Here is a 26,854-nt window from a genome sequence, read left to right on the forward strand (position 1 = left end):
AGCTACGGGAATTCTTTATGGTCACACTCTACTTGAGTTGTAGGACAAGAACACCTGCCCGGCAACTGTCAGAGGTACCTTGTAAGGCGCAGACGGTACTCCCATCCGCCAGGGGTTTCAAGCATGCTGGGGTCGACCTCGCCGCTCTTTACAGGGCAAATGACCGGGAGTTATAAGAAAGTCGACCAGCGCAACCCGACGGGAAGGATGCAGCATGCCCCACACGCCCTCCAGCCATAGCGAAAAACGCGACTTCATTCGCATGCGCATCGACACCGAGGTCAGCCTTTTGCACGAAGGCCAGGTGATTGCGGCGGTATGCCTGGACCTGTCCAGCGGCGGCATGCAGGTGCAGGCGCCGCAGCGCTTTGTGGTGGGCGATCTGATCGAGGTACGGATCGACTCCGACCATCCGGCGCTCAAGGGGCTGCATGCAAGCACCGAAGTGGTATGGATTGCCGACCAGCCGGGCGGCCAGCAGAAGTTCGGGCTGCGAATTCTGGCCATGCATTGAACCTGAGGCCGCTTTGCGGCCCCGGGCTCACCGATCAGAAGTCGTCTTCGACCTCGCCATCCTTCACCTTGAACTCGCGGTTTTGCAGGTAGGCATTACGAATGAAGATGTACTTGTCACCCTGAATCAACTTTTCGGCCGAGAGCAGGCTGGCGCGGGTGTCGATCACGTCCAGCGCGAAGATCGAGTTGCGCGTAGGCACATGGTCGATGTAGCGATAGGGTTTGGTGTAAGTGTCCGGGTACTTGGCCACACCGTCACGCACGGTGCTTGGGCCCAGCAGCGGGATGACCACATACGGCCCGCTCGGCACCCCCCAGTAGCCCAGGGTCTGGCCAAAGTCCTCGTCGTTGCGCTGCAGGCCCATCTTGGTACCTACATCGAAGAAGCCACCCAGGCCGAAGGTGGTGTTGACGATCAACCGTGCCGTATCCACGCCCGCCGCATGCGGCTTTAGCTGCAGCACGTCGTTGGCCAGGTTGGTCACGTCCCCAAGGTTGCGAAAGATGTTGTGGATGCCATCTTCGAGGAACTGTGGAGTGACCGCTTGGTAGCCCTTGGCCAATGGTTTGAGGGCATAGGTGTCGAGGGTATCGTTGAAGCGGAAGATTGGGCGGTTGACCGCTTCCCAGGGATCTTCCTCGGTGGCGGCCTGGGTGGCTGCCACGGGCACCAGCAGCATGCTGGCGCAGACACAGGCCTGGGTGACTCGTTCGATCACACTGGCACCGATCCTACGCATAGATGTTTCTCCATCGAATTTCTCGGCCGCAAGCGCAACAGGTCGCGCTGCTGTTAAGGCGGCAGTATAGAGACTTGCGGGCTGATAAACAGCCTTACACATTCTTGCTGAATATTTTGTGAACAACAGTTGCGCAGTTGCCGATGTCACAGGACGGTAACAATCAACGCATAGCCTTCGAACCATTTGGGGGAAGTTGCCATGGACACTGCGCCCGCCTTCACTGCTGTACTGTTCGGCTTGCGCGGCTGCCTGGTGCAGGCCATCAACGGCGCTCCATCACCCGCCCCCGGCGCCCTGGCCACCCTTGCCAGCCTGCGTCAGCGCCAAGTGCCGTGCATCTGGCTGGATGACCTCAAGCCCGCGCAAAGCGAGCGCCTGGCCCATGTGCTGCCCGACTGGCTGCCAGGGCATGCGGTCAATGGCGTGCGCTGGCCAGCGCCGAACGCTTGCTGGCAGGCACTGATGGCGCTGGACAGCGAGCGCCTGGATGGCTGCGTATTGGTCAGCGGCGACCCGCGCCTGTTGCAGTCTGGCCTTAACGCCGGCTTGTGGACGGTTGGCCTGGCCGCCTGCAGCCCGTTGTGCGACCGCACGTCTGCGCAATGGCGAGCCATGAGCCCGCAAGAGCAGGACCTGGCGCGCAGCAAGGCGACGCTGGCGCTGTTCAGCCTGGGGGTGCACTCGGTGATCGACCATCTGGAAGCGCTGGACACCTGCCTGGTAGACATCGCCCAGCGCCGACGCAAGGGTGAAAAACCCTGATACAGCACCCTTGATGCGGATCATGCAAATCGGCAGCAGGTAGATTACCCTGAAGGCAGGCCAGAACCTTTGCCACGTCGCCGAGGTCCATGGCTTGCCAAGCCATTGATGGAGAATAGCCAATGCCTGCCCGCGAATTGCAAGAGCGCCTGAACAGCCTGCGCGAGCAACTGGACCGCAACATACCGCTTTCGGAAGAAGAGCTGGCCGCCCTGCACGAAGAGGCGCGCCAGATCGAGGCGCAACTGAAACTTGAGGAAGCCACGCCAGACAACAACCTGGTGGACGGCGTGAACCTGGCCATCGAACGCTTCGAGGCCGAACATCCCGACCTCACCGCTACCCTGCGCAGCATTGCCAACTCGCTGCACAGCATGGGGATCTGAAGTACCCGGGGCCGCAACGCGGCCCCCTGTCCTACTGCCGCACCAGGCGCTTGTTATCCGGGCTGATGGCCCCAGTGCTGCGGTACGGGTTGATGTCCAGCCCACCACGGCGCACATAACGGGCATAGACCGTCAGGTGCTCCGGCTGCAGCAGATTCTTCAAGTCCAGGTAAATCCGTTCCACGCACTGCTCATGGAAGTCGGCATGCTGGCGGAAGCTGATCAGGTAGGTCAGCAGGCTGGCGTGGTCCAATGCCCTTCCCTTGTACTCGACCACCACGCTGCCCCAATCCGGCTGGCCGGTGACCGGGCAGTTGGACTTCAGCAGATGGCTGTGCAGGGTTTCTTCCACCACCTGCTCCGGATTGCAGTGCAACAGCTCTGGCTGCGGCTGCTCATAGTTGCTGATGGCAACATCCAATGCATCGATGCACAACCCCGGTAATGCCACCACACCCTGGGCTTCTACTTCGGCCAAGGTGCGCACCTTCACCCCCACCGGCTTGCCGGCAGCGGCGGACAGGTCTTTTTCCAGGCATGCCTGCAACTCGCCCAGCGAAGCGAACACCGTCTGGTTCAGCGAGTTGAGGTACAGCTTGAATGACTTGGATTCGATGATGTTTGGCGAATCAGCCGGGATGGCGAACTCGCCGATCGCCACCACCGGCTTGCCCGAAGGCAGCAGCCAGCTCAGCTCGAAGCAGTTCCAGTAATCCACCCCCTGCCAGGGCAAGGTCTGTGCAGTGACGCCCAGCTCGGCCCACTTGGCGGTACGCGGGATCGGGAACAGCTGGTCCGGGGAATAGGTGGCGATGTATTCGCTGGACTTGCCCAGCGGGGAATGTTCGGCAGCGGGATGCATGGAAACTGACCTAGAGGTTCGAAAATGCCCCTAGTCTACCGGTTTTGCACCCCGCCTTGCAGCGCCAGTCACTCAATGGTCAACGTCCCGACCATACCCGCCTGGTAATGCCCTGGCACGTTGCAGGCAAACTCGATGGGCGCCGATTGGCGGAAGGTCCAGGTCAGCTCGGCGCGCTGGCCGGGCATCACCATCACAGTGTTGCCACCCCCGTGACCATGGCCGTCGCCGTGGTCCATCATCTGGCCGTGGCTCATCATCTTGCCGTGATCCATGCCTTCATGGTTCATGGCCTCGGTGAACATCTTGCCCTGCATGGCGACCATTTCCTTCTGGTGTTCGGCATGCATGGCCTTGTCGCCCAGGTTGAATTCGTGCGGCAGTTTGCCCTCGTTGGCCAGCACGAAGCGCACCGTCTCGCCGGCTTTTACCTGCAGGCTTTTGGGCTCGAAGGCAATGTCCTTGAGCACCACCTTGACCGTGCGGGTGGCCTTGGCCGCCGGGGCAGGCTCGCCAAAGGCGAAGGGCTGCGCCTGGCCAGCGAAAGCCGGCAGGCTGCCCAGGGCAAGGGTGGCGGCAATGAATAGGTGTTTCATGATGACTCCGGGAATACACAACAGGATGAAGCCACATTAGCCGGGGGCGACTGGCAGCTACCTGACAGGCACATTACAACTTTGTCAGCTTGGGCGAGCGGGCACATCGTCACGTATCATTTCCCCCATCCCACTGCCCCTGCGCTAGCGGTAAAGCGACACCATAGGCTACGCACACTCTTTCAGAATATGGACAGCGCATGAAACTGCTGATCGTCGAAGACCAGGCCCGCACCGGCCAGTACCTGAGCCAAGGCCTGAGCGAGGCCGGCTTTGCCACCGAACTGGCTACCGATGGCGAGACCGGCCAGTTCCTCGCCCTGACCGGCGACCACGACCTGCTGATCCTCGACGTGATGCTGCCTGGCCGCGACGGCTGGCAGATTCTTCAGGCCGTGCGCCAGGCGGGCCTGGATACACCCGTGCTGTTCCTGACCGCCCGCGACGCCGTCGAGGATCGCGTGCACGGCCTGGAACTGGGCGCCGACGACTACCTGGTCAAGCCGTTCGCCTTTTCCGAGTTGCTGGCCCGGGTACGCAGCCTGCTGCGCCGTGGCACCAGCCCGAGCCAGGACACGACCCTGAGCCTGGCCGACCTGCGCCTGGACCTGATCCGCCGCCGCGCCGAGCGCGCCGGGCTGCGCGTCGACCTGACCGCCAAGGAGTTCTCACTCCTTGAGTTGCTGCTGCGCCGCCAGGGCGAGGTGCTGCCAAAATCGTTGATCGCCTCGCAGGTGTGGGACATGAACTTCGACAGCGACACCAATGTGATCGAAGTGGCCATCCGCCGCCTGCGCCTGAAGATCGACGACCCGCACCCCAACAAGCTGATCCACACCGTACGCGGCATGGGTTACGTACTCGAAGAGCGCACCGAGTGATGCGCCGGATTTCCCTCGGCGGCCGTCTGGCCTTGTTGTTCGCCGCCTGCACCGCCACCGTCTCGCTGGGCGCCGGCCTGTTATTCAACCGGGCCAGTGAGCAGCACTTCGTCGAACTTGACCAACAACTGCTGGACTCGCGTTTGTCATTGTTTCGTACGCAACTGGCTGGCGTCAGCACGGCAGATGAGCTCCAGGCCCGCCTGCCTGCCCTGCATGATGAGTTGAGTCACCAGGCAGACCTGGCCCTGCGTATCAGTGCCAGCAATGGCGCCACCTGGTTCGAAAGCCGCAGCGGGCTGCCACATGCAGCGCTGGCCACCGGGCTGGCCACCCTGCATGCGCAAGGCATCGACTACCGCAGCCTGTCCGTGCCCCTGACACAGGGCGTCATGCAGTCGCCGCGAATGACCCTGTACCTCGACATCACCCACCACCAGCACTTCCTGCAAGGCATGCAACGGCTGATCTGGCTGACTGTCGGTCTGTCGGCGCTTACTACCGCACTACTGGGTGCCTGGGCCGCTCGCAGCGGCCTGCGCCCATTGCGACAGATGGGCCAGGTGGCCGCCAGCGTGTCAGCGCGCTCCCTCACCACCCGTCTGCCGGTAGCGCAGATGCCCGAAGAGCTGGCCGAACTGGCCAGCAGCATGAACGCGATGCTGCAGCGCCTGGACGATGCCTTCCAGCGCCTGTCAGCGTTCTCGGCCGATATTGCCCACGAGTTGCGTACGCCGCTGTCCAACCTGCTGACCCACACCCAGGTCACCCTCACCCGCCCACGCTGCCTGGAAGAATACCGAGAGGCGCTGCATGGCAACCTGGAAGAACTGCAATGGATGGCGCAGATGATTAACGACATGCTGTTTCTGGCCAAGGCCGACCACGGCCTGCTGGTACCGGGGCGCGCGCCTTTGGCGCTGCATGACGAGGTGGATGCACTGCTGGAGTACTACGCGCCTCTGGCAGAAGACAGCGACGTGCAGATGTTGCGCGAGGGTGAAGCAGTGCTGCACGGTGACCAGCATATGCTGCGCCGGGCGCTGTCCAACCTGCTGGACAACGCCATGCGGTTTACTCCGGCAGGAGGACAGGTAAAGGTGACCCTGGAGCCAGGGCCGACGATCAACGTGGCCAATACCGGGCCGGCTATCGACCCGGCGGCTCTACCGCGGCTTTTCGACCGTTTCTACCGGGTGGACCCGGCTCGGCGGGAAGGCAGCAGCGAGCATGCGGGGCTGGGCTTGGCGATTACCCGGTCGATCGTGCAGGCCCATGGCGGGTGCATACGGGCGGAGTGCGAGGGTGGATGGACCCGATTCGTGATCGCGTTCACTCAAGATCGGTAACAATGGGGCGCTTTACGCCCCCCAGGATCTCAGGCAAACATCAAACCGCCAGGCCAATCGCCGGCTGCACCTGCGACGCCCGGTAGGCCGGGTAAAGGGTCGCCAGGAAACTCATCACCAGGCCGGCGGTGCAGATGATCGCCACATCCCCCCACTGCAACTGCGACGGCAAGCTGCTGACGAAGTACACATCCGAGGTAAAGATGTGCTGCCCGCTCACCCGCTCCAGCCAGCCGACGATCTGGCTGACATTGAACGCCGCAATCACGCCCAGTACGCCACCAATCAGCGTGCCGACAATGCCGATCAGGCTGCCCTGGACCATGAACGTGCCCATGATCTGCGCCGGTGTGGCGCCCAAGGTACGCAGGATGGCAATGTCCGGGCCCTTATCGTTCACCACCATCACCAGCGTGGCGATGATATTGAACGCCGCGACCGCGATGATCATCATCAGCAACAGGCCGATCATGGTCTTTTCCATCTTCATGGCGCTGAACAGGCTGCCCTGGGTATGCGACCAGTCATCAGCCCGGTAGGCGTCACCAAGCCCGGCAGCAATCGCCTTGGACACCTGTGGAGCGGCATACAGGTCGTGCAGCTTCAGGCGCACACCTTGCACCTGGCCTGGTGCCCAGCGTTGCATCTCAGCTGCATCAGCAACATGGATATAGGCCTGCGACCCATCCAGCTCGGCGCCGACCTTGAAGATGCCAACCACGGTGAGGCGCTGCATGCGCGGGGTGATGCCACCCGGTTCCTTGCTGATTTCCGGCACGATCAAGGTCAGCTTGTCGCCGGTGTTCAGGCGGAAGCGGCGTGCGGTCAGCTCGCCGATGACCACACCGAACTCACCTGGCTGCAAGCCTTGCAGGCGGCCCTGGACGATGTGCTGGCCAACGATGGAAACCTTGCCCTCCTCGGCCGGGTCGATACCCCCTACCTGGATCGGCTGCATGGCGCCCTTGTACGACAGCATGCCTTCCATCTCGGTAATCGGCGCCACAGCCATCACCGCCGGATGCTTCATGGCTGCGTCGGCCACCTTGTGCCAATCGTCCAGCGGCTGCACGCCCAGGATGGCGGCATGCGGCACCAGGCCGAGAATGCGCGAGCTCATTTCGCGCTGGAAGCCGTTCATCACCGACAACACCACGATCATCGCCAGCACGCCCAGCGACAGGCCGATCATCGAAGTCATCGAGATGAACGAGATGAAGTGGTTGCGACGCTTGGCTCGGGTGTAGCGCGCGCCGATAAAGATGGGCAAGGGTCTGAACATGTACGAAATCACCCAATGGAAACAGGAAAACGGGGCAGCACCTGCCACCCCGGCAGTCGATCAGATGGCCACCAGGTGGCCATCGTCGAGCTTCAGCACACGGTCCATCTGCCGCGCCAGGTTGAGGTCGTGGGTGACCACCAGGAATGCCGTGCGCGAAGCACTGGACAGCTCCTGCATCAGCTCCTGGATGCCTTGGGCGGTATGGTGGTCCAGGTTACCGGTCGGCTCGTCGAGCATCACCAGGCCGGGGCGGTTGACCAGCGCCCGGGCAATCGCCACGCGCTGGCGCTCGCCGCCGGAAAGTTCGGCCGGCTTGTGGTTCAAGCGGTGGCCCAGGCCTACCCGCTTGAGCAGCGCCTCGGCACGCTCTCGGGCCTCGGGGATCGGCGTTTTGCCGATCAGCAGCGGCATGCACACGTTCTCGATGGCGGTGAATTCCGGCAGCAGGTGGTGGAACTGGTAGACAAAGCCCAACTCACGGTTGCGTAGCAGGCCACGGGCACGCTCGCCCAGTGCCGACAACTCTTCGCCAGCCAGCCACACACTGCCCTGGGTGGGCCGGTCGAGGCCGCCCAGCAGGTTGAGCAAGGTACTCTTGCCCGAGCCGGAACTGCCAACGATGGCCACCCGCTCACCGGCCTGCAGTTCCAGGTTGAGCCCGGACAGCACCTGCACCGACTCCGGGCCCTCGTCGTAGGACTTGCCCAGGTTGCGGCAACTCAGAACGGCTTTATCACTCATGCGCGACTCACTCATAACGTAGCGCCTCTGCCGGCTGGGTGCGGGCCGCACGCCAGGCCGGATACAGGGTGGCGAAGAAACTCAGGACCAACGCCGCACCGCAGACCATGTACACGTCCTGGGACTGGATCTGCGACGGCAGATAATCGATGAAGTAAACGTCGGCGTTGAGGAACTTGTGCCCGATCAGTTTCTCGATGCCGGCGATCGCCGCGCTCACGTTCAGCGCGGCGACGATCCCGACCACGGCGCCGATCAGGGTACCGATCACCCCGATCACCGTGCCCTGGACCATGAAGATGAGCATGATCTGCCCGGGCGTGGCGCCCAAGGTGCGCAGGATGGCGATGTCACCGCGCTTGTCGTTGACCACCATCACCAGGGTAGAAATGATGTTGAACGCTGCCACCGCCACGATCAGCAACAACAGCAGGCCGATCATGGCCTTTTCCATACGGATCGCCTGGTACAGGTTGCCGTGGGTACGGGTCCAGTCACGGCTGTAGAACTCCTGCTCGCCCAGCTGCTGGGCGATGCTCCAGGCTACGCGCGGCGCCTGGAACAGGTCGTCGAACTTCAGGCGCAGGCCCTGCACCTGGTCGGGCTTCCAACGGTGCAGGCGGGACAGGTCGCTGATGTTGGTCAGGCCCAGGTAGCCGTCGATCTCGCCCGCGCCAACGTGGAAGGTGCCAACCACGGTGAAGCGCTTCATGCGTGGGAACATGCCGGCGGGGGTCACGCTGACCTCGGGGGCGACGAAGGTGAGCTTGTCGCCGACGGCAACGCCCAGCTTGGCCGCTGCCTTGTCGCCGATCATGATGCCCCACTCGCCCGGCGCCAACTGGTCCAGGCGGCCTTGCAGGACGAAATTGTCGATGATCGACACCTCGCGCTCGCGAGTGGGGTCGATGCCGTTGAGCAGCACCTTCTGCACCTTGCCATCATGAGTCAGCAGGCCCTGCATCTGGGTGAACGGCGCAACCGCTACCACCTGCGGATTCTGCTTTACTTGTTGGGCAAGGGCCTGCCAGTCGGCAATGGGCTGGCCGCTCTCCAGCGTGGCATGGGGAATCATCCCCAACACGCGGGTGCGCATCTCGTGGTCAAAACCGTTCATCACCGACAGCACCACGATCATGACCACCACGCCCAGGGCGAGGCCGATCATCGAGGTCAGGGAAATGAACGAGACGAAGTGATTGCGACGTTTGGCACGGGTATAACGCGTGCCGATGAATGCGAAAAGAGGTCTGAACATGTCGGGGCTTGTTCGGATGAAAGGGAACGTCCTTGTGGCGAGGCGCCTACGGCGGCTTTACACTCGGACCACCGCCGCTACCTTGGGTTCGCCATGACGACATTAGACGAAGAAGATCGCCGCGAATACTACCGCATCGAAGATCGGATCGCACTTCAAATAAGCCCCCTTAGCGCGGCCGAAGCCCTTGAACCAGATGTGTTGCAAGATGATTCGCCGCTGTTCAACCTACTCAGCGAGCTGCACCTGTCCGAATTCGAGTCGCAACACCTGTTGCGCCAGCTAAGCGACAAGGACCGCACCCTCGCCGCATTCCTGCGCGTGCAGAACAAGCGCCTCGACCTGCTCAGCACGGTGGTTGCACAAACCCTGCTTGGCGAGGTCGGCCAGCAGCAGCCGGTGGTGATCTCCGAAGGCGGCATCGAATCCATCCAGCCCACACTAATTGCCCCCGGTACCCGAGTGAAAGTAAAAATGGTGCTGATGCCGCGCGCCCGTGGCCTGCTGCTGCGCGGCAAGATCACCCATTGCGACCCTCGCCCGGAGGGCGGCTTCGAGATCGGCACCGAGTTCATCGACATGACCGACGCCCAACGACAACTGCTGGCGCGTCACATCCTGCAGCGCCAGCAACAGCAACGGCGCCAGAAGCTGGAACGGAACGACCCCGCCTCCTGAGCCAATTTTTCTCTGATTTGAAGGAACGAACGTGACCCTGATCTACGGCCATCGCGGCGCCAAGGGCGAAGCACCCGAGAACACCCTGAAGAGCTTTCAGCAATGCCTGGCCCATGGCGTGACCCGCTGCGAGCTGGACTTGCACTTGTCATCCGACAACGAACTGATGGTCATCCACGACCCCACCCTCAAGCGCACCACGGGCCGGCGCGGCAAAGTGGTCGAGCACCCGGCCGCCGAACTGGTCAAGATCGATGCCCGCAAAGGCGGCCCGGGCCATGTGCAGCCCTGCCCGATCCCAAAACTGGAAGAGCTGTTCGAAAAATGCCCGTTCGAGCACTGGCAGCTGGAAGTGAAAAGCGCCTCGCGCACCCGCGCGGCCACCACCGTCCTGGCGATCCGTGAACTGGCTCAGCAGTATGGCCTGCTGGACAAGATAACCATCACCTCCAGCTCACGCGAAGTACTGGGCGCCGCCCTGGAACTGGTGCCAGACGTGAAGCGCGGGCTGGTGGCCGAATACGCCTGGCTCGACCCGCTGAAGGTGGCACAGAACTACGGCTGCGAACTGCTGGCATTGAACTGGACACTGTGCACCCCCGAGCGCCTGCTCAAAGCACAGGGCCAGGGTTTGCATGTGTCGGTGTGGACGGTCAACGAGCCGGCACTGATGCGCCGGCTTGCTGACTTTGGTGTGGACAGCCTGATTACAGACTTTCCCGGTTTGGCCAAGACCACCCTCGGGTAGGGTTGAAATCGGTCTCTCCGACCGGCTCAGGCCACCGGTCGGAGCCGCTCAAAAAAGCCGGTTCAGGCCGTCATAGGCAGCTACCCGATAGGCTTCGGCCATGGTCGGGTAGTTGAACGTGGTGTTGACGAAGTACTTCAGGTTGTTCAGCTCACCCGGCTGGTTCATGATCGCTTGGCCAATGTGCACGATCTCCGAAGCCTGGTAGCCGAAGCAATGCACGCCGAGGATTTCCAGGGTTTCGCGGTGGAACAGGATCTTCAGCATGCCCTGCGGCTCGCCGGCGATCTGCGCACGCGCCATGCTCTTGAAGAAGGCCTTGCCCACTTCGTACGGCACCTTGGCCTGGGTCAGCTCCTGCTCGTTCTTGCCGATCGAGCTGATTTCGGGAATGGTGTAGATACCGGTCGGCACGTCGTTGACGAAGCGCCAGCTGCCGTTATCGACAATGCTGCCGGCGGCCGACCGGCCCTGGTCATGGGCGGCACTGGCCAGGCTTGGCCAGCCGATCACGTCACCGGCACCATAGATGTTCGGCACAGTGGTGCGGTACGCCTCGTCGACCTCGATCTGGCCGCGGCTGTTCACCTTGATGCCGATGTTTTCCAGGCCCAGCTTGTCAGTGTTGCCGGTCCGGCCGTTGCACCACAGCAAGGCGTCGGCCTTGATCTTCTTGCCCGACTTGAGGTGCAGGATCACCCCGTTGTCCAAGCCTTCGACGCGCTCGTAATCTTCGTTGTGGCGCACGGTGATGTTGTTGTTGCTGAAGTGGTAGCTCAGCGCCTGGGAAATTTCCGAGTCAAGGAAGCTCAGCAACTGGCCACGGTTGTCGACCAGCTCGACCAATACCCCCAGGCCACTGAAGATCGACGCATACTCGCAGCCGATAACGCCGGCACCGTAAACGATCAGTTTGCGCGGGGTGTGGCTGAGGCTGAGGATGGTGTCGCTGTCGTAAACGCGCGGGTGGTGGAAGTCGATGTCGGCCGGGCGGTACGGGCGCGAGCCGGTCGCGATGATGATGTGCTTGGCGTTGAGCTTCTCGACCACGCCGTTCGGACACACCACTTCCACGGTTTGCTCGTCGGCAAAGCTGCCGGTGCCTACGAACACGTCGACGCGGTTACGGGCGTAGTAGCCGGTGCGCGATGCCACCTGCTTGGCGATGACCTTTTCGGCGCTTTTCAACACGTCCGGGAACGAGAACCAGCGCGGCTCACCGATGGCACGAAACATCGGGTTGGTGTTGAACTGCATGATCTGCCGCACCGAGTGACGCAGTGCCTTGGACGGAATGGTACCCAAGTGGGTGCAGTTGCCACCGACCTGGCGACGGTCGTCGACCATCGCTACCTTGCGCCCTGCTTTGGCGGCGTTCATTGCCGCGCCTTCACCGGCCGGGCCGGAACCCAGCACCACTACGTCGTAGTTGTAGACAGCCATGCGTACTCCTTCAGAACTGGCCCGCAAGCCACGGTCGCTCGCGGGGCACGATCATGCCGCCGGGGCGCCATGAGAAAATTCGGGTGCAGTCTAATCAACCCTGAACGCCGCGCACATTAACCCTTGGTCGCGTCGTAGGCCAATTTCGCCCGCACTACATATGCTTCACCCATTCCCTGGCGGCAATCATCCCTGCTTGTGCTTTCACTGGCCTTTCACTGCCCGTTCGAACGCGGGCGTAGCTCGGGAGACGAAGCCTCCCTGTGCTCGAGTCACCAAAACCGCAGCCAGGTCATGCGCCACGGCAAAATCCCAGCCTCGCTGCGGGCCCAGGATGAGCAGCAGCGTCGAATAGCCATCGGCCAGCAGTGCTGAGGCGTCCAGCACCGTAACGGCAGCCAGGTCGTGCTCGACCGGGCGCCCGAGGCGGGCATCGAAGGTGTGCGAATAGCGCCGGCCATTCTGCTCGAAATAGTGCCGATAGTCACCCGAGGTTGATACTGAAAGGCTATTGACCGGGATAACCTGGCGAGCGATCTGACGGTCTTCGCGGGGCAGCTCCAGGGCAATACGCCAAGGGCTGCCGTCAGGCTTGTGTCCAACTGCCTTCAGCTCGCCAGTGGCCTCGGCGACAAAACTGCTGACACCCATGGCCTGCAGGCGCGCGGCGATCAAGTCGACAGCATGGCCGGCGACGATACTGTTGAAGTCGAGCTGCACAGGGGCATCCTTGCACAAGGCCCGACCTTTGACGCGCAGGTGCTGGTAGCCAACACGCTGGCGTACCTGGGCCAGTGCCTGTGGTTCGGGCACTTGCTGGTGACGGGCCTGAGGGCCGAAGCCCCATAGGTCGAGCAACGGCTCTACCGTGAGATCGAAAGCGCCATCACTCTGCTCGGCAAGGTGCTGGCCCAGGCTGACCAACGCGAGCATATCAGGCGGCAGGGCCAGGCACTGGCCGGCAGGTAAGCGGTTGAACTGGCTTACGATGGAATCGCCGCGGTAAGTCGAGTAGTGATGGTCGATGTCATGCAGGATGGTTTCCACCGCCATCTGCACCTGGGCCGGCAACGGGCCACCAGGCTCGCGGACGTACTGGATGCTGTAGCTGCTGCCCATGGTCGGGCCACCCAGGCGCTCCAGGATGGGGCCCTGATCACAGGCGGTGAGTAGCAGCAGAATGAACAGTAGGGCTGTGCGCACAGTAGGGTTTCTCGGTTGCCGGTGCTGGCCTCTTCGCAGGTAGCCCGCCCCTACAGGGGCAGCGATAAACCTGTAGGAGCGGGTTTACCCGCGAAAGGGCCCGCACTGACAACACACATTCAGAATAAAAAAACGGGAACCCGAAGGTTCCCGTTTTTTCATTGCCTTACAAGCGAATCAGCGTGGAAACGCTGGCGGGTTCACACCAGCCATGTCTTCCATCACACGAACCACCTGGCAGCTATAACCGAATTCGTTGTCGTACCAGACGTACAGAACAACGCGGTTGTCGTTGGCGATGGTCGCCTCTGCGTCAACCACACCGGCATGGCGCGAGCCAACGAAGTCGGTCGAAACCACTTCCTGCGAAGCCACGTAGTCGATCTGCTTGTGCAGCTCCGAGTGCATGGCGGTCTGGCGCAGGTACTCGTTGATCTCGTCGCGGGTGGTGGCCTTTTCCAGATTCAGGTTCAGGATGGCCATCGAAACGTTCGGCGTCGGAACACGAATCGCGTTACCGGTCAGCTTGCCTTTCAGCACTGGCAGTGCCTTGGCAGCAGCGGTGGCGGCGCCGGTTTCGGTGATGACCATGTTCAGCGGCGCGGCACGGCCACGGCGGCTGCCCTTGTGGAAGTTGTCGATCAGGTTCTGGTCGTTGGTGAACGAGTGAACGGTTTCGACGTGGCCGTTGACGATGCCGTACTGGTCGTTGATGGCCTTGAGCACCGGCACGATGGCGTTGGTGGTGCAGGAGGCCGCCGAGATGATCTTGTCATCGGCAGTGATATCACCGTGGTTGATACCGTGCACGATGTTCTTCAGCGCGCCCTTGCCAGGTGCGGTGAGGATCACGCGGGCAGCACCCGGGCAGGCCAGGTGCTGGCCCAGGCCGTCGGCGTCACGCCATACGCCGGTGTTGTCGACGATAAGCGCATTGTCGATGCCGTACTGGGTGTAGTCGACTTCGCTCGGGCTCTTGGCGTAGATAACCTGGATCAGGTTGCCATTGGCGGTGATGGTGTTGTTGGCTTCGTCGATGGTGATGGTGCCATCGAACGGACCGTGCACCGAGTCACGGCGCAGCAGGCTGGCACGCTTGACCAGGTCGTTTTCGGCGCCTTTGCGCACGACGATGGCACGCAGACGCAGGCCGTCACCACCACCGGTCTTCTCGATCAGGATGCGCGCCAGCAGGCGGCCGATGCGACCGAAGCCGTACAGGACAACGTCGGTGCCTTTGCGCGCCGAAGCGTTCTGCTGACCGACCACGTCGGCCAGCTCTTCACGGACGAACTGCTCGGCAGTGCGGCCATTGCCTTCCTGCTTGAACTTGTTGGCCAGCTTGCCCAGGTCGACCGATGCGGCGCCCAGTTTCAGCTCGCTCATGGCCTTGAGCAGGGGGAATGTCTCGTGGACGGACAGTTCGGTTTCGTCGGTTTGGCGGTGGCGCGCAAAGCGGTGCGCCTTGAGGATCGAGATAACCGAACGGTTGATCAGGCTGCGGCCATAAATCGAGCTCACCACATTGTTATTGCGGTAGAGCTGACCGATAAGCGGGATCATCGCTTCAGCCAGGGCTTCACGATCGATCCACTCACCAAGACACTGGTCGGGCTTCTGAGTCACGGGAACCTTCCACATGTAGGGACAGAAAAAAGGGGCTACATTATGACGCCCCAACGCGGAACCGGCAATGAGTGCCTGTCGCAGTGACGCAAGCCAGTGTTCATGCCCTTTCGAGCCTGACAGCTGGCCCTGTCACCGGTACAATCGGTCTCTTTGCCGCAACGCTTGGAGTGCAATCTCCCGTGTCAGTTCTGCGCCTACCGCAAATGTCGGCCACGGCCGGCAAACAAACCTGGGGCAACCTGCCCGGTGCCGCCCTCAGCCTTGCCATCGCCGAAGCCGCCAGCAGCGCTGGCCGCTTCACCCTGCTGCTGACGGCCGACAGCCAGGCCGCCGACCGTCTGGAGCAGGAGCTGCGCTTCTTTGCCCCAGACCTGCCAGTGCTGCCGTTCCCCGATTGGGAAACCCTGCCCTACGACCTGTTTTCGCCGCACCAGGACATCATCTCCCAGCGCATCGCCAGCCTGTACCGTCTGCCGGAGCTGAGCCACGGCATCCTCGTGGTGCCGATCACCACCGCCCTGCACCGCCTGGCACCCACGCGTTTTCTGCTGGGCAGCAGCCTGGTGCTGGATGTGGGCCAGACCATCGACGTGGAACAGATGCGCCTGCGCCTGGAGGCCAGCGGCTATCGTTGTGTCGACACCGTCTACGAGCATGGCGAGTTCGCCGTGCGCGGCGCGCTGATCGACCTGTTCCCGATGGGCAGCAAACTGCCCTACCGCATCGACCTGTTCGATAACGAGATCGAGACGCTGCGCACCTTCGACCCCGAGACCCAGCGCTCGATCGACAAGGTGGATTCGGTACGCCTGCTCCCGGCACGCGAATTCCCGATGCAGAAGGAAGAAGTGACCCGCTTCAAGGCACGCTTTCGCGAGCGCTTCGACGTCGACTTCCGCCGCAGTGCAATCTTCCAGGACCTGGCCAGCGGCATCATCCCCGCCGGTATCGAGTACTACCTGCCGCTGTTCTTCGAAGAAACCTCGACCCTGTTCGACTACCTGCCCACCGACACCCAGGTGTTCTCGCTACCCGGTGTGGAACAGGCCGCCGAGCACTTCTGGAACGACGTGCGCGGGCGCTATGAAGACCGCCGCGGCGACCTCAGCCGGCCGTTGCTGCCGCCGGCCGAGCTGTTCCTGCCGGTGGAAGATTGCTTCGCCCGGCTCAAGCAGTGGCCCCGGGTGGTGGTCAGCAGCGAAGACCTCGACCCTGGGGTGGGCCGCGAGCGCTTCCCGGCGCGCGCCCTGCCCAACCTGGCCATCGAGGCCAAGGCCAACCAGCCGCTGGCCGAGCTGGCCAACTTCCTCGACCAGTTCCCCGGCCGCGTACTCTTCACTGCCGAATCAGCGGGCCGTCGGGAAGTGCTGCTGGAGCTGCTCGAACGGCTGAAGCTGCGCCCGCATACCGTCGAAGGCTGGGACGATTTCATTACCGGTGCCGAGCGCCTGGCGATCACCATCGCCCCGCTGGACGACGGCCTGTTGCTGGACGATCCAGGGTTGGCCCTGATTGCCGAAAGCCCACTGTTCGGCCAACGGGTGATGCAGCGCCGGCGCCGTGACAAGCGCGGCGAAACCGCCAACGACGCGGTCATCAAGAACCTCACCGAGCTGCGCGAAGGTGCGCCGGTGGTGCACATCGACCATGGCGTCGGGCGCTACCTGGGGCTGGCCACGCTGGAAATCGACGGCCAGGCCGCCGAATTCCTGACGCTGGAATACGCCGAGAACGCCAAGCTGTATGTGCCGGTGGCCAACCTTCACCTGATCGCCCGCTACACCGGCAGCGACGACGCCCTGGCACCGTTGCACCGGCTGGGTTCGGAGGCCTGGCAGAAGGCCAAGCGCAAGGCCGCCGAACAGGTCCGCGACGTGGCCGCCGAACTGCTCGACATCTATGCGCGCCGCGCCGCGCGCAAGGGCTACGCGTTTGCCGACCCGTCCGTCGACTACGCCACCTTCAGCGCCGGCTTCCCGTTCGAGGAAACCCCGGACCAGCAGGCCGCCATCGAGGCCGTGCGCGCCGATATGCTGGCACCCAAGCCAATGGACCGCCTGGTCTGCGGCGATGTGGGCTTCGGCAAGACCGAAGTGGCCATGCGCGCGGCGTTCATCGCCGTGCACAGTGGCCGCCAGGTGGCCGTACTGGTGCCCACCACCCTGCTTGCCCAGCAGCATTACAACAGTTTCCGCGACCGCTTTGCCGACTGGCCCGTGACCGTGGAGGTAATGAGCCGCTTCAAGTCGGCCAAGGAAGTGGCCGCCGCCGCCGCAGACCTTGCCGAAGGCAAGATCGACATCCTCATCGGCACACACAAGCTGCTGCAGGACGACGTGCGCTTCAAAGACCTGGGCCTGGCCATCATCGATGAAGAGCACCGCTTTGGTGTGCGCCAGAAAGAACAGCTGAAGGCGCTGCGCAGCGAGGTCGATATCCTCACCCTGACCGCCACGCCGATTCCGCGCACGCTGAACATGGCGGTGGCGGGCATGCGCGACCTGTCGATCATCGCCACGCCACCCGCACGCCGCCTGTCGGTGCGCACCTTCGTCATGGAACAGAACAAGAGCACGGTCAAGGAGGCGCTGCTGCGCGAACTGCTGCGCGGTGGCCAGGTGTATTACCTGCACAACGATGTGAAAACCATCGAAAAATGCGCCGCCGACCTTGCCGAGCTGGTGCCCGAGGCACGCATTGGCATCGGCCACGGGCAAATGCGCGAACGCGAACTGGAACAGGTGATGAGCGATTTCTACCACAAGCGCTTCAACGTGCTGGTGGCCTCGACCATTATCGAAACCGGTATCGACGTGCCCAGCGCCAACACCATCGTCATCGAGCGCGCCGACAAGTTCGGCCTGGCCCAGCTGCATCAGCTGCGTGGCCGGGTTGGCCGCAGCCACCACCAGGCTTACGCCTACCTGCTCACACCTACCCGTCAGAAGGTGAGCGCTGACGCCGAAAAGCGCCTGGAGGCGATCGCCAACACGCAAGACCTTGGCGCAGGCTTTGTCCTGGCCACCAACGACCTAGAAATCCGCGGTGCAGGCGAACTGCTGGGCGAAGGCCAGAGCGGGCAGATCCAGGCGGTGGGCTTCACCCTGTACATGGAAATGCTCGAACGTGCGGTCAAGGCAATCCGTAAAGGCACCCAGCCGAACCTTGAGCAACCATTGGGCGGCGGCCCGGAGATCAACCTGCGCCTGCCGGCACTGATCCCCGAAGACTACCTGCCTGACGTGCATGCGCGCCTGATCCTGTACAAACGCATTGCTTCGGCTGCCGACGAAGAAGGCCTCAAGGACTTGCAGGTCGAGATGATCGACCGCTTCGGCTTGCTGCCAGAGCCGACCAAGAACCTGATGCGCCTTACGTCACTCAAGCTGCACGCGGAAAAGCTCGGCATCAAGAAAGTCGATGCGGGGCCCAACGGTGGCAAGCTCGAGTTCGAAGCCGAAACCCCGGTCGACCCACTGACCCTGATCAAGCTGATCCAGGGTCAGCCCAAACGTTACAAGTTCGAAGGCGCCACCCAGTTCCGTTTCCTGGTACCGATGGAACGCCCCGACGAACGGTTCAATACCCTGGAGGCGCTGTTCGAGCGCCTGACCCCACAGCCTGCCTAAGGAAGACTCATGCGTGCCATCCGTTGCCTGACCCTGCTGCTGGCGCTGTTCGCCCCAGCTGCCTTTGCCGAAGGCCTGTATCAGGTAGAAATGATTCTGGTGCGGCAGAACAGCGTGCCCGCCTTCACCAGCCCGTTCGCCCCCGAAGACTGGAGCGCTGGCGCCCCACGCCTGGCGAAAGACGCCGAGCGCCGCCCTGCACTGGAAGATGAAGCCACCCGCCTGGAAGCCACCGCCGACTACACCGTGCTGATGCACAAGGCCTGGCAACAGCAGGTGGGCAACGAACCCAGCCGCATCGCCCTGGGTGAAGGCACCGAACAGTTCGGGCACTTCCCTATCGAAGGCAACCTGAGCATCGCTGAAGGCCGCTTCATCACAGTCGAGGCCAACTTCTGGGTCAACCAGCTGGATGGCAACGGCAGTGTGCTGCAAAGCGAGCAGTTCAGGCAGAGCAACAGCAACGTCAAGGGCGGCCAGCTGACCTTTCTCGACGGAGGGCACCTGGCAGTGCTGCTGAAGGTGACCCCACCGGGTACACCGAAAATGCCGGTGATGGACCCGGAGATGATGGAGCAGTAAGCCCATGACGCACGATGCCGCCGAAATGGTGAACGCCTATCCGAATTGGATTCAATCGTTCAGCAAAGCTGCCTTGCAGCGCGGTGAGCGCTATGCCGAGGAAGGCAGGGCCGAACTGAAAGGCATTCGTGGGCCCACCATAACGGCCAGTTGCCAAGGGAGCGGCAACAACCACTACCGGCAACACATCGAGTTGCACGTTGCCGGCGGCCGGTGCCATGTGCGCGGTGACTGCGATTGCCCGGTACGGCAAAACTGCAAGCATTGCGCTGCTGTACTTTTCTGCGTCAGCGAGCGCTTTTCCGGCAGTGAGCACACGCAAGCCAGCCCAGGCGCCTTGTCCGCCGAACTGCAGCACTGGTTGAGCGGCCTGGAGCAGGCCCCACCCAAAACCGAGGCGACCGAAGACAAACGCGGGCGCATGGTGTGCTATCAGTTGCAGCTCACCGACGATGCTGGCTGCGCCCTGCTTGTCCGCAAGGGAACGCGAACGGAGGACGGCATCCGCTTCAGCCGCGTCCAGTCACTTTACGATTTTCTCTACGAGCCACCGCGCTTCGTAACCGACGAAGACATCCGCATTCTGCGCCTGCTCTCGGCCCTGAATCAGGGCGGCGGCCAAGATCGCGGCTACAAACTGAAGGGTCATGAAGGTGGCGAGCTGTTCCAGCGCGCCCTCGAAACCGGGCGAATGTTCTTCGATACCGACCTCCCGCCGCTTCATGAAGGCCCAGTGCGCCACGCCGAGTTTCGCTGGGTACGCCTGGACAACGGAAATTACCGGGGACGGTGGTACAGCGGCGACGAGATGCTGCGCTGCGTCATCCCGCTGCTGCCGCTTTACTACCTGGACCTGCCGACCCATGAAGTGGGCAAGGTCGAGCACAGCCTGGATCCGCACGTCGCCGTGCAGCTGACGATCGCACCCGATGTACCGGAACACCTGGTCGTCCCCCTGAGCCACAAGCTCAATGCCCTCAGCCACAAGGTGCCGACCCCGACGCAAGTGCAGGAGCAGTTGCTCGACAACATCCAGCCAAAGCCCCTTCTTGCTCTCGGCAGCCTTGAATACACCGCCTACATGCCGAAAACCGGTCGCATGCAACGGCAAATGCAACACCGCGCCGCATTGGCGTTCGATTATGACGGCTTGCAGGCCAGCGGCACCGACGACAAGCCGCTGACCCGCCTGGCAGGCAGCACCAGCCAGCGCATTCGCCGCCAGACTCAAGCCGAGCAGGCGCTGCGCAAGGTGCTGCGCGACTTCGGCTTCACACCCGCCACACGGCAGAGCAAGGCCCTACCCGACAGCGCCGGCGAAATGTATCAGTTGCCTAACGACGAAGCCTGGCTGCGCTTCGCCCGCGAAGGCCTGCCACGCTTGCGCGAAGCCGGCTGGGACATCGATATTCACCGCGACTTCGCCTTCAACCTGCAGGAGGTGGACGACTGGTACGCCACCATCGACGAAGCCCCCGGCCATGAATGGTTCGACCTGGAGCTGGGTATCGTGGTCGATGGCCAGCGCCACAGCCTGCTGCCGATCGTCCTGCAACTGCTGCGCAGCAGCCCGGAGCTGCTCCGCCCGAGCGAACTTGCCCGGCGCAGTGATGATGAACACCTGCTGATCGACCTCAATCGCGGCCGTCTCGATGCCCCGGCTTTGCGCGTTGCCCTGCCCTATGGCCGCATCAAGGCAGTCATGGGCACCCTGGGCGAGCTCTACTTGCACGAGGACACTGCAGGCCCGTCCCTGCGCATGGAGCGCGCCGATGCCGCGCGCCTGAACGAAATAGAAGGCCTGCCACTGCACTGGGAAGGTGGCGAGCACGTACGCGATCTGGGCCGGCGCCTGCGCGATGCCCGCGACCTGCAGGTAGAACCGCCCACCGGGCTGCAGGCCAGCTTGCGCCCCTATCAGCAGCAAGGCCTGAACTGGCTGCAGGCCCTGCGCGAGATGGGTACCGGCGGTATCCTCGGCGACGACATGGGCCTGGGCAAAACCCTGCAGGCCTTGGCCCATCTGCTGCTGGAGAAACAGTCCGGGCGCCTGAGTGCACCGGCCCTGGCAGTCATGCCGACCAGCCTCATACCCAACTGGCTGGACGAAGCCCAACGCTTCGCGCCCGACCTGCGCGTCCTGGCACTGCATGGGCCGGGGCGCAGCAAGCACTTCACCCAACTGCATGAGTACGATCTGGTCCTGACCACTTACGCCCTGATACCCCGCGACCTCGAACAGCTCCGCACCCAGGCCTGGCACGTGCTGTTACTGGACGAAGCGCAAAACATCAAGAGCAGCAGCAGCAAGGCTGCCCTCGCTGTCTGCGAGCTACAGGCCGGGCAGCGCCTGTGCCTGACCGGCACGCCGATGGAGAACAACCTGGGCGAACTGTGGTCGATCTTCCACTTCCTGATGCCCGGCTGGCTGGGCGACCTGAAGCGCTTCAACCAGGATTACCGCAACCCGATCGAACGCCACGGTGACAGCGAGCGAATGACCCACCTGGCCAGCCGCATCCGGCCATTCCTGCTGCGCCGCACCAAAGAGCAGGTGGCCACAGAACTGCCGGCCAAGACCGAGATGGTGCACTGGGTCGAGCTCAGTGATGCCCAGCGCGATACCTACGAGGCCGTGCGAGTGGCCATGGACCAGAAAGTCCGCGACGAAATCGCCCGCAATGGCGCCGCACGCAGCCAGATCGTGATTCTCGATGCCTTGCTCAAGCTGCGCCAGGTGTGCTGCGACCTGCGTCTGGTCAAGGGGGTGGAAAGCAAAGGCAACCAGGCCGACAAGGGCAAGCTGGGCGCGCTGCTGGAAATGCTCGAAGAACTGCTCAGCGAAGGGCGACGGGTATTGTTGTTCTCGCAGTTCACCTCGATGCTGGCGCTGATCGAGCAGGAGCTGGAGAAGCGCAAAATCCGCTACAGCCTGCTGACCGGTGACACTCGTGACCGTCGCACGCCAGTGCAGCAGTTCCAGCAAGGTGAAAGCGAAGTGTTCCTCATCAGCCTCAAGGCGGGGGGCGTAGGCTTGAACCTGACGGCAGCGGACACCGTGATCCACTTCGACCCCTGGTGGAACCCGGCCAGCGAAAACCAGGCTACCGACCGCGCGTACCGCATCGGCCAGGACAAGCCGGTGTTCGTGTTCAAGTTGATTACCCGGGGTACAGTGGAAGAGAAGATCCAGTTGTTGCAGCAGGAAAAGGCTGCACTGGCGGCCAGCCTGCTGGACGGCGGGCAGGCTGGGCAATGGCGGCTTGGCGATGAAGAAATCGAGGCCCTATTTGCGCCACTGCCTGGAAAACGTGGGCGGTAGGCCAAAGGCGGATGGAGCGTAGGAGCGGGTTCACCCGCGAAAGGGCCAGCCCTGCCGACCAATCTCCATCCGCCGTTCAACGTTGCCGCCGCTACCGTATTCGCAGGTAAACCCGACTTGCGGGAACGAAAAGGCCCGCGCAGTCAATCGACCAGCTGAGCTTCCTTCAACGCCCCCAACGCCTCCAGCCAGCGCGGCTGCTGGCGATAATCGGTTCTCGCAAACCCTTGCCCACGCATCCGCGCAATCCGCGGCGACGGCTTGACCTTCATGCGCTGCGCTGCACTCAGCGCCAGCTCCGCTGCCGCCCGGTCATTGCACACCAGGCCCATATCACAACCGGCGCTCAGCGCCGCCTCGATACGACTGGCCGCGTCGCCCACCACATGCGCACCGGCCATCGACAGGTCATCACTGAAAATCACCCCATCAAAGCCCAGCTCGCCACGCAGGATGTCCTGCAACCAACGCCGCGAGAAGCCAGCAGGCTGGTTGTCAACCTGCGGGTAGATGACATGCGCCGGCATCACTGCCGCCAGTTGCCCACTCAGGCGGGTAAACGGCACCAGGTCGGCCTGACGCAGTTGTTCCAGGCTGCGCTCATCGGTTGGGATGGCCACGTGCGAATCGGCTTCGGCCCAGCCATGCCCCGGGAAATGCTTGCCACACGCGGCCATACCTGCCGCATTCATGCCACGGATGAACGCGCCGGCCAGTCGCGTTGCACGCAGCGGATCACCCTCGAAGGCGCGGCTGCCAACCACAGCACTACGCTGGTGGTCCAGGTCAAGCACCGGAGCAAAGCTGAGGTCCAGGCCAACCGCCAGTACCTCGGTCGCCATCAGCCAGCCGCACTGCTCAGCCAGGTATTCGGCATTGGCGTTATCGGCTAGCGCACGCATGGCCGGCAGGCGCACAAAGCCCTGGCGCAGACGCTGAACGCGGCCACCTTCCTGGTCCACTGCCAGGATCAGTTCGGGGCGAATGGCACGGATGGACGCGCACAGCTCGCGCACCTGGCGCGGGCTGTCGATATTGCGGGCGAAGATGATCAGGCCAGCCACTTCCGGCTGGCGAAGCAGTTGACGGTCTTCGGCGGTCAGCCATTTACCGGCGATATCCACCATCAGGGAGCCTTGCAGGCTGACAGTCATGGGTAATCCTTCATTGAAGACAGAGAGAGGCCCACCGGGGGCTGCAGACACCGACAGCCACGCGCTGTTGGCCACAGGCGAAGCCATAGAGGCGCTGGTCAGCAAGGGAAATGTGGAGCAGATCGAGATAGCGCATGGGCGCTAGCTTAGCGGAAGCGCCCCGCCACGCCCAGCCTTCAGGCCTTGGCTGTAGCCGAACTGGTCTTGGTTCGCGGACGCAGCTGCGCAGTGGCCATCGCCTCGTCGGTCACACCGCTGTCAGCGCGCATGCCTGCCGCCAGGAACGGCACCATCAGGCGCATCACCTGCTCGATCGAGGTATTGATGCCGAAGTCGGTCTCGGCAATCGCCCGCAGGGCCTTGATACCAGACATGCTGAAGGCCGCGGCACCCAGCATGAAGTGCACACGCCAGAACAGCTCCAGTGGCGGAATGCGTGGCGCAGCCTCGTTCACCAGCAGCATGTAGCGGCGGAACACCTTGCCGTACATGTCTTCCAGATAGCGCCGCAGGTGACCCTGGCTTTGGCTGAACGCCAGACCCAGCAGGCGCATGAAGATCGACAGGTCGTTGTTGCTACGCGGCTGCACGGCCAGCGCCTGCTCTACGAGCATTTCCAGCAGTTCCTCGAGGCTGGGCTTGTGCTCCGGCTTGGCCTGGCGCCGCTCCAGTTCACGCTCGAGACTGGCGCAGAATGGGCCGAGGAAACGCGAAAAAACAGCTTGGATCAGCGCCTTCTTGGAGCCGAAATGATAGTTGACTGCCGCCAGGTTTACCCCGGCCTTGCTGGTAATCAGCCGCAACGAGGTTTCGGCAAACCCCCTTTCCGCGAACAGCTGCTCGGCAGCATCGAGAATGCGTTCAACGGTTTCCGATTGGGCCATGACTACTCCGACTACTCCGCCAGACAAACAGGTGTTTGAAACATACGTTTCAGCCCCGCTTCTGTCAAGGCTCGGTGACCGGGCGGTCGCCATTTAAAAGCGCCAGCCGGCCCACTGCAAGCGACACCTCTTCTGTTTATTGCGCCTTTTGGCTTGCAGCGCACCCAGTACTGTATATAATCCCAGTCACTGTACAAAAAGACAGAGCGCTTACCATGTTGAAACTGACGCCACGCCAAGCCGAAATTCTCGCGTTCATCAAGCGCTGCCTGGAAGACAACGGCTTTCCGCCTACCCGCGCCGAGATTGCTCAGGAGCTGGGCTTCAAGTCGCCCAATGCCGCCGAGGAGCACCTCAAGGCCCTGGCCCGCAAGGGCGCGATCGAAATGACGCCGGGCGCTTCCCGCGGCATCCGCATCCCTGGCCTGGAAGCCAAGGCCGAAGAAGCCGGCCTGCCAATAATCGGCCGGGTAGCTGCCGGTGCGCCAATTCTTGCCGAACAGCACATCGAGCAATCCTGCAACATCAACCCTGCCTTCTTCCACCCCCAAGCCGACTATTTGCTGCGCGTACACGGCATGAGCATGAAGGACGTCGGCATCTTCGACGGTGACCTGCTGGCTGTGCACACCTGCCGTGAAGCCCGCAACGGCCAGATCGTGGTGGCGCGTATCGGCGACGAAGTCACCGTCAAGCGCTTCAAGCGTGAAGGCAGCAAAGTCTGGTTGCTTGCCGAAAACCCCGAATTCGCCCCCATCGAAGTCGACCTGAAAGAACAGGAGCTGGTGATCGAGGGCTTGAGCGTCGGCGTCATTCGCCGCTGATCCAGGAGGCGTCATGCAGCAGTTCATTCACGCACCCGAGCAAGCCCAGTTGCCCCTGTTCGAAGCATTCCTCGCCCAGCCCGTGCTGCCAGGCCTGAAAGCCAGGGAACCGGCGCGCAAGAGCGGCCAGCCCGAGCTGTTCAGCGAACTGTCGCTGCGCGGCGCCCCTGGCCACTGCCAAAGCCTGCTGGCGCCAGTGCTGCGCGAGCTGAGCGAAGAGGACGAGGCCCGCTGGCTGACCCTGATCGCCCCACCGCCAAGCCTGACCCAGGCCTGGCTGCGCGATGCCGGGCTCAACCGTGAACGTATTCTGCTGCTGCAACCTCGCAGCAATCAAAGCTCGTTGCAGCTGGCCTGTGAGGCTTTGCGCCTGGGCCTCAGTCACACCGTGGTGAGCTGGCTGGGTAATGTCAATGCCACTGCACGCCAGCAACTGCTACGTGCAGCCAGTGCCGGAAACGCACAAAGCCTGAACATCCGCCTCGGCTGATGTCCAGGCTTTGCCTGTCACTTCAAATAGCCTGATACGCTGCTGCACACTCAGTGCAGCACACGCGGCCCTTCTTCACGCTCGAGCTCGCCATCCATCAGGCGACCGGCCATCTGCACGCCCACACTGAGCATGGCTTTGGCCACTTCCACATGCTGACCCTGCAGGAACACCTTGGCGTCTTCCGAGAAATCCAGGGTTACCAGAGAGCCCTCATCCTCGGCGCGACGAAGTTCGATGCGGCCATCAGGCAACTCGACAATTTCCAGAAAAGACGTAGACATAAATGGCAGTTCTCCGCGAAAGGCGAATATTGTACCAGCCGTTGCGGCTATCAGCACTCACTCAACGCGTCGCGGAAACGTCTCACCAAACTTTTGAGGTCGTTGCGCCAGCTTTCCAGCTCGGCACGCGACAGCGCTGGATGCTCAGGCTCATCAAGATTGACGGCTTGGATCAGGGGCTGGGTAACGTCGGTTTTCGGCGCTTTCCGGGCGACAGGTGGTCGGAACAAATCGGCATAAGCACCGAGCATTTGCGCCAGCCACGTTTCGCGCTGGCGGGCCAGCTCCAGCAACTCGGCCACTTCCGGGATGGCGATACCGTTCAGGGCATCGTCGGCCAGGGCTTGCTCCACCGTTGCGACGACCGGCAGGCGATAGAAGCCCCCGATTTCATGACATAGCCCCAACAGAGCGCCATACAGGTGAAACAGCGCCGACTCGCGCTCAGCCTGGACCAGGCCTTGGGCATTCATGGCCTGGCTTTGTTCAGCTTTGGCCATGGACTCGAGGGCGAGGCCGGCGAAGAACAGTTTCTGGTTGGTACGGGTGTAGAGTTCCTGGGCCATTTCAGTGCCCTCCCATCAGGCTACAAGGCGGATATCTGC

The 26,854-nt window shown here is 62.7% G+C and carries 25 protein-coding genes; 12 read left to right on the forward strand and 13 right to left on the reverse strand.

Features of this window, described 5'->3' with window-relative positions:
• Positions 1–214: 214 nt before the first annotated feature.
• Positions 215–514 (forward strand): PilZ domain-containing protein, encoded by a 300-nt coding sequence (locus LVS58_RS22485; protein ID WP_233692874.1) that lies wholly within the window; start codon positions 215–217, stop codon positions 512–514.
• A 34-nt stretch (positions 515–548) separates the two neighbouring features.
• Here the strand turns inward: LVS58_RS22485 and LVS58_RS22490 are convergent, their stop codons facing one another.
• On the reverse strand, positions 549–1,256 hold the full coding sequence (locus tag LVS58_RS22490; RefSeq protein ID WP_233692875.1) for an MlaA family lipoprotein: 708 nt from the start codon (positions 1,254–1,256) through the stop codon (positions 549–551).
• A 201-nt stretch (positions 1,257–1,457) separates the two neighbouring features.
• On the opposite strand from LVS58_RS22490, the gene LVS58_RS22495 reads away from it, so the two are divergent.
• Both LVS58_RS22495 and LVS58_RS22500 read left to right on the forward strand, forming a co-directional pair.
• A complete protein-coding gene (locus tag LVS58_RS22495) occupies positions 1,458–2,021 on the forward strand; it encodes a phosphonoacetaldehyde phosphonohydrolase-related protein (protein ID WP_233692876.1) in 564 nt (187 codons plus the stop codon).
• A gap of 122 nt (positions 2,022–2,143) precedes the next feature.
• Positions 2,144–2,407 (forward strand): DUF4404 family protein, encoded by a 264-nt coding sequence (locus LVS58_RS22500; protein WP_233692877.1) that lies wholly within the window; start codon positions 2,144–2,146, stop codon positions 2,405–2,407.
• 31 nt (positions 2,408–2,438) lie between these two features.
• On the opposite strand, the gene queF is transcribed toward LVS58_RS22500, so the two are convergent.
• Positions 2,439–3,269 carry an NADPH-dependent 7-cyano-7-deazaguanine reductase QueF gene (gene queF / locus LVS58_RS22505; RefSeq protein WP_233692878.1) on the reverse strand — a complete coding sequence of 277 codons (831 nt, stop codon included), beginning with the start codon at positions 3,267–3,269 and terminating at the stop codon, positions 2,439–2,441.
• A 68-nt stretch (positions 3,270–3,337) separates the two neighbouring features.
• A complete protein-coding gene (locus LVS58_RS22510; RefSeq protein ID WP_233692879.1) occupies positions 3,338–3,865 on the reverse strand; it encodes a cupredoxin domain-containing protein in 528 nt (175 codons plus the stop codon).
• Between the two features lie 200 nt (positions 3,866–4,065).
• Here LVS58_RS22510 and cinR point away from each other — a divergent pair, with 200 nt between their 5' ends.
• A complete protein-coding gene (gene cinR, locus LVS58_RS22515; protein WP_233692880.1) occupies positions 4,066–4,746 on the forward strand; it encodes a two-component system response regulator CinR in 681 nt (226 codons plus the stop codon).
• Positions 4,743–6,095 carry a two-component system sensor histidine kinase CinS gene (cinS, locus tag LVS58_RS22520; protein ID WP_233692881.1) on the forward strand — a complete coding sequence of 451 codons (1,353 nt, stop codon included), beginning with the start codon at positions 4,743–4,745 and terminating at the stop codon, positions 6,093–6,095. Before cinR ends, cinS begins: the two co-directional genes overlap by 4 nt.
• A gap of 40 nt (positions 6,096–6,135) precedes the next feature.
• Here cinS and LVS58_RS22525 read toward each other — a convergent pair whose 3' ends face one another.
• From LVS58_RS22525 to LVS58_RS22535, 3 genes are read right to left on the reverse strand one after another with little or no spacing between them, the layout of a single operon-like run.
• Positions 6,136–7,377 carry a lipoprotein-releasing ABC transporter permease subunit gene (locus LVS58_RS22525; RefSeq protein WP_233692882.1) on the reverse strand — a complete coding sequence of 414 codons (1,242 nt, stop codon included), beginning with the start codon at positions 7,375–7,377 and terminating at the stop codon, positions 6,136–6,138.
• A gap of 60 nt (positions 7,378–7,437) precedes the next feature.
• Positions 7,438–8,121, reverse strand: a complete 684-nt coding sequence (lolD, locus tag LVS58_RS22530) for a lipoprotein-releasing ABC transporter ATP-binding protein LolD (protein WP_233692883.1) — start codon at positions 8,119–8,121, stop codon at positions 7,438–7,440.
• Positions 8,122–8,128: 7 nt separating this feature from the next.
• Positions 8,129–9,379: a lipoprotein-releasing ABC transporter permease subunit gene (locus tag LVS58_RS22535; protein WP_233692884.1), complete on the reverse strand. Its 1,251-nt coding sequence runs from the start codon at positions 9,377–9,379 to the stop codon at positions 8,129–8,131.
• Between the two features lie 93 nt (positions 9,380–9,472).
• Between LVS58_RS22535 and LVS58_RS22540 the strand changes: the two genes are divergently transcribed.
• Together LVS58_RS22540 and LVS58_RS22545 are read left to right on the forward strand one after the other, a co-directional pair.
• The gene (locus tag LVS58_RS22540; protein WP_233692885.1) at positions 9,473–10,057 is read left to right on the forward strand and encodes a PilZ domain-containing protein; all 585 of its coding nucleotides are present in this window, start codon (positions 9,473–9,475) and stop codon (positions 10,055–10,057) included.
• A gap of 31 nt (positions 10,058–10,088) precedes the next feature.
• Entirely contained in the window at positions 10,089–10,805 is a 717-nt protein-coding gene (locus LVS58_RS22545) for a glycerophosphodiester phosphodiesterase (RefSeq protein ID WP_233692886.1), read from the forward strand.
• Between the two features lie 48 nt (positions 10,806–10,853).
• Here the strand turns inward: LVS58_RS22545 and sthA are convergent, their stop codons facing one another.
• The 3 genes from sthA to LVS58_RS22560 all read right to left on the reverse strand — a co-directional run bounded on the left by sthA (position 10,854) and on the right by LVS58_RS22560 (position 15,092).
• The gene (gene sthA / locus LVS58_RS22550; protein ID WP_233692887.1) at positions 10,854–12,248 is read right to left on the reverse strand and encodes a Si-specific NAD(P)(+) transhydrogenase; all 1,395 of its coding nucleotides are present in this window, start codon (positions 12,246–12,248) and stop codon (positions 10,854–10,856) included.
• A 204-nt stretch (positions 12,249–12,452) separates the two neighbouring features.
• The gene (locus tag LVS58_RS22555) at positions 12,453–13,451 is read right to left on the reverse strand and encodes an FAD:protein FMN transferase (protein WP_233692888.1); all 999 of its coding nucleotides are present in this window, start codon (positions 13,449–13,451) and stop codon (positions 12,453–12,455) included.
• A 177-nt stretch (positions 13,452–13,628) separates the two neighbouring features.
• A complete protein-coding gene (locus LVS58_RS22560; protein ID WP_010953137.1) occupies positions 13,629–15,092 on the reverse strand; it encodes a glyceraldehyde-3-phosphate dehydrogenase in 1,464 nt (487 codons plus the stop codon).
• 167 nt (positions 15,093–15,259) lie between these two features.
• Between LVS58_RS22560 and mfd the strand changes: the two genes are divergently transcribed.
• Genes mfd through LVS58_RS22575 form a run of 3 tightly spaced genes read left to right on the forward strand, consistent with a single transcriptional unit; the run spans position 15,260 to position 22,613 of the window.
• A complete protein-coding gene (mfd, locus tag LVS58_RS22565) occupies positions 15,260–18,709 on the forward strand; it encodes a transcription-repair coupling factor (RefSeq protein ID WP_233692889.1) in 3,450 nt (1,149 codons plus the stop codon).
• 9 nt (positions 18,710–18,718) lie between these two features.
• Complete coding sequence (locus tag LVS58_RS22570; RefSeq protein ID WP_233692890.1) at positions 18,719–19,291, forward strand: CsiV family protein; 573 nt, start codon at positions 18,719–18,721, stop codon at positions 19,289–19,291.
• 4 nt (positions 19,292–19,295) lie between these two features.
• Entirely contained in the window at positions 19,296–22,613 is a 3,318-nt protein-coding gene (locus LVS58_RS22575) for a DEAD/DEAH box helicase (RefSeq protein ID WP_233692891.1), read from the forward strand.
• A 143-nt stretch (positions 22,614–22,756) separates the two neighbouring features.
• On the opposite strand, the gene nagZ is transcribed toward LVS58_RS22575, so the two are convergent.
• Together nagZ and LVS58_RS22585 are read right to left on the reverse strand one after the other, a co-directional pair.
• Positions 22,757–23,755: a beta-N-acetylhexosaminidase gene (nagZ, locus tag LVS58_RS22580; protein ID WP_233692896.1), complete on the reverse strand. Its 999-nt coding sequence runs from the start codon at positions 23,753–23,755 to the stop codon at positions 22,757–22,759.
• Positions 23,756–23,943: 188 nt separating this feature from the next.
• Positions 23,944–24,651: a TetR/AcrR family transcriptional regulator gene (locus LVS58_RS22585; RefSeq protein WP_021785423.1), complete on the reverse strand. Its 708-nt coding sequence runs from the start codon at positions 24,649–24,651 to the stop codon at positions 23,944–23,946.
• 215 nt (positions 24,652–24,866) lie between these two features.
• Here LVS58_RS22585 and lexA point away from each other — a divergent pair, with 215 nt between their 5' ends.
• Together lexA and sulA are read left to right on the forward strand one after the other, a co-directional pair.
• Entirely contained in the window at positions 24,867–25,475 is a 609-nt protein-coding gene (gene lexA, locus LVS58_RS22590; protein WP_010953131.1) for a transcriptional repressor LexA, read from the forward strand.
• A gap of 13 nt (positions 25,476–25,488) precedes the next feature.
• Positions 25,489–25,965, forward strand: coding sequence for an SOS-induced cell division inhibitor SulA (gene sulA / locus LVS58_RS22595; RefSeq protein ID WP_233692892.1), 477 nt, complete (start codon positions 25,489–25,491; stop codon positions 25,963–25,965).
• Positions 25,966–26,015: 50 nt separating this feature from the next.
• Here sulA and LVS58_RS22600 read toward each other — a convergent pair whose 3' ends face one another.
• Positions 26,016–26,249 (reverse strand): hypothetical protein, encoded by a 234-nt coding sequence (locus tag LVS58_RS22600; RefSeq protein ID WP_028632474.1) that lies wholly within the window; start codon positions 26,247–26,249, stop codon positions 26,016–26,018.
• Positions 26,250–26,299: 50 nt separating this feature from the next.
• Positions 26,300–26,815 (reverse strand): DUF6586 family protein, encoded by a 516-nt coding sequence (locus LVS58_RS22605; protein ID WP_003248773.1) that lies wholly within the window; start codon positions 26,813–26,815, stop codon positions 26,300–26,302.
• Between the last annotated feature and the right edge of the window lie 39 nt (positions 26,816–26,854).

The sequence above is a fragment of the Pseudomonas sp. JR33AA genome (assembly GCF_021378985.1).
Lineage (GTDB): Bacteria > Pseudomonadota > Gammaproteobacteria > Pseudomonadales > Pseudomonadaceae > Aquipseudomonas > Aquipseudomonas alloputida.

What these genes read in the sequence shown, in the direction of transcription:
- LVS58_RS22500 (WP_233692877.1), top strand. Translation starts at nt 2,144, where the DNA reads ATGCCTGCCCGCGAATTGCAAGAGCGCCTGAACAGCCTGCGCGAGCAA.
- LVS58_RS22525 (WP_233692882.1), bottom strand. Translation starts at nt 7,377, where the DNA reads ATGTTCAGACCCTTGCCCATCTTTATCGGCGCGCGCTACACCCGAGCC.
- LVS58_RS22490 (WP_233692875.1), bottom strand. Translation starts at nt 1,256, where the DNA reads ATGCGTAGGATCGGTGCCAGTGTGATCGAACGAGTCACCCAGGCCTGT.
- LVS58_RS22570 (WP_233692890.1), top strand. Translation starts at nt 18,719, where the DNA reads ATGCGTGCCATCCGTTGCCTGACCCTGCTGCTGGCGCTGTTCGCCCCA.
- LVS58_RS22605 (WP_003248773.1), bottom strand. Translation starts at nt 26,815, where the DNA reads ATGGCCCAGGAACTCTACACCCGTACCAACCAGAAACTGTTCTTCGCC.
- LVS58_RS22540 (WP_233692885.1), top strand. Translation starts at nt 9,473, where the DNA reads ATGACGACATTAGACGAAGAAGATCGCCGCGAATACTACCGCATCGAA.
- LVS58_RS22495 (WP_233692876.1), top strand. Translation starts at nt 1,458, where the DNA reads ATGGACACTGCGCCCGCCTTCACTGCTGTACTGTTCGGCTTGCGCGGC.
- LVS58_RS22600 (WP_028632474.1), bottom strand. Translation starts at nt 26,249, where the DNA reads ATGTCTACGTCTTTTCTGGAAATTGTCGAGTTGCCTGATGGCCGCATC.
- lolD (WP_233692883.1), bottom strand. Translation starts at nt 8,121, where the DNA reads ATGAGTGATAAAGCCGTTCTGAGTTGCCGCAACCTGGGCAAGTCCTAC.
- LVS58_RS22485 (WP_233692874.1), top strand. Translation starts at nt 215, where the DNA reads ATGCCCCACACGCCCTCCAGCCATAGCGAAAAACGCGACTTCATTCGC.
- sthA (WP_233692887.1), bottom strand. Translation starts at nt 12,248, where the DNA reads ATGGCTGTCTACAACTACGACGTAGTGGTGCTGGGTTCCGGCCCGGCC.
- cinR (WP_233692880.1), top strand. Translation starts at nt 4,066, where the DNA reads ATGAAACTGCTGATCGTCGAAGACCAGGCCCGCACCGGCCAGTACCTG.
- LVS58_RS22560 (WP_010953137.1), bottom strand. Translation starts at nt 15,092, where the DNA reads ATGTGGAAGGTTCCCGTGACTCAGAAGCCCGACCAGTGTCTTGGTGAG.
- queF (WP_233692878.1), bottom strand. Translation starts at nt 3,269, where the DNA reads ATGCATCCCGCTGCCGAACATTCCCCGCTGGGCAAGTCCAGCGAATAC.
- LVS58_RS22535 (WP_233692884.1), bottom strand. Translation starts at nt 9,379, where the DNA reads ATGTTCAGACCTCTTTTCGCATTCATCGGCACGCGTTATACCCGTGCC.
- LVS58_RS22585 (WP_021785423.1), bottom strand. Translation starts at nt 24,651, where the DNA reads ATGGCCCAATCGGAAACCGTTGAACGCATTCTCGATGCTGCCGAGCAG.
- sulA (WP_233692892.1), top strand. Translation starts at nt 25,489, where the DNA reads ATGCAGCAGTTCATTCACGCACCCGAGCAAGCCCAGTTGCCCCTGTTC.
- LVS58_RS22575 (WP_233692891.1), top strand. Translation starts at nt 19,296, where the DNA reads ATGACGCACGATGCCGCCGAAATGGTGAACGCCTATCCGAATTGGATT.
- LVS58_RS22510 (WP_233692879.1), bottom strand. Translation starts at nt 3,865, where the DNA reads ATGAAACACCTATTCATTGCCGCCACCCTTGCCCTGGGCAGCCTGCCG.
- lexA (WP_010953131.1), top strand. Translation starts at nt 24,867, where the DNA reads ATGTTGAAACTGACGCCACGCCAAGCCGAAATTCTCGCGTTCATCAAG.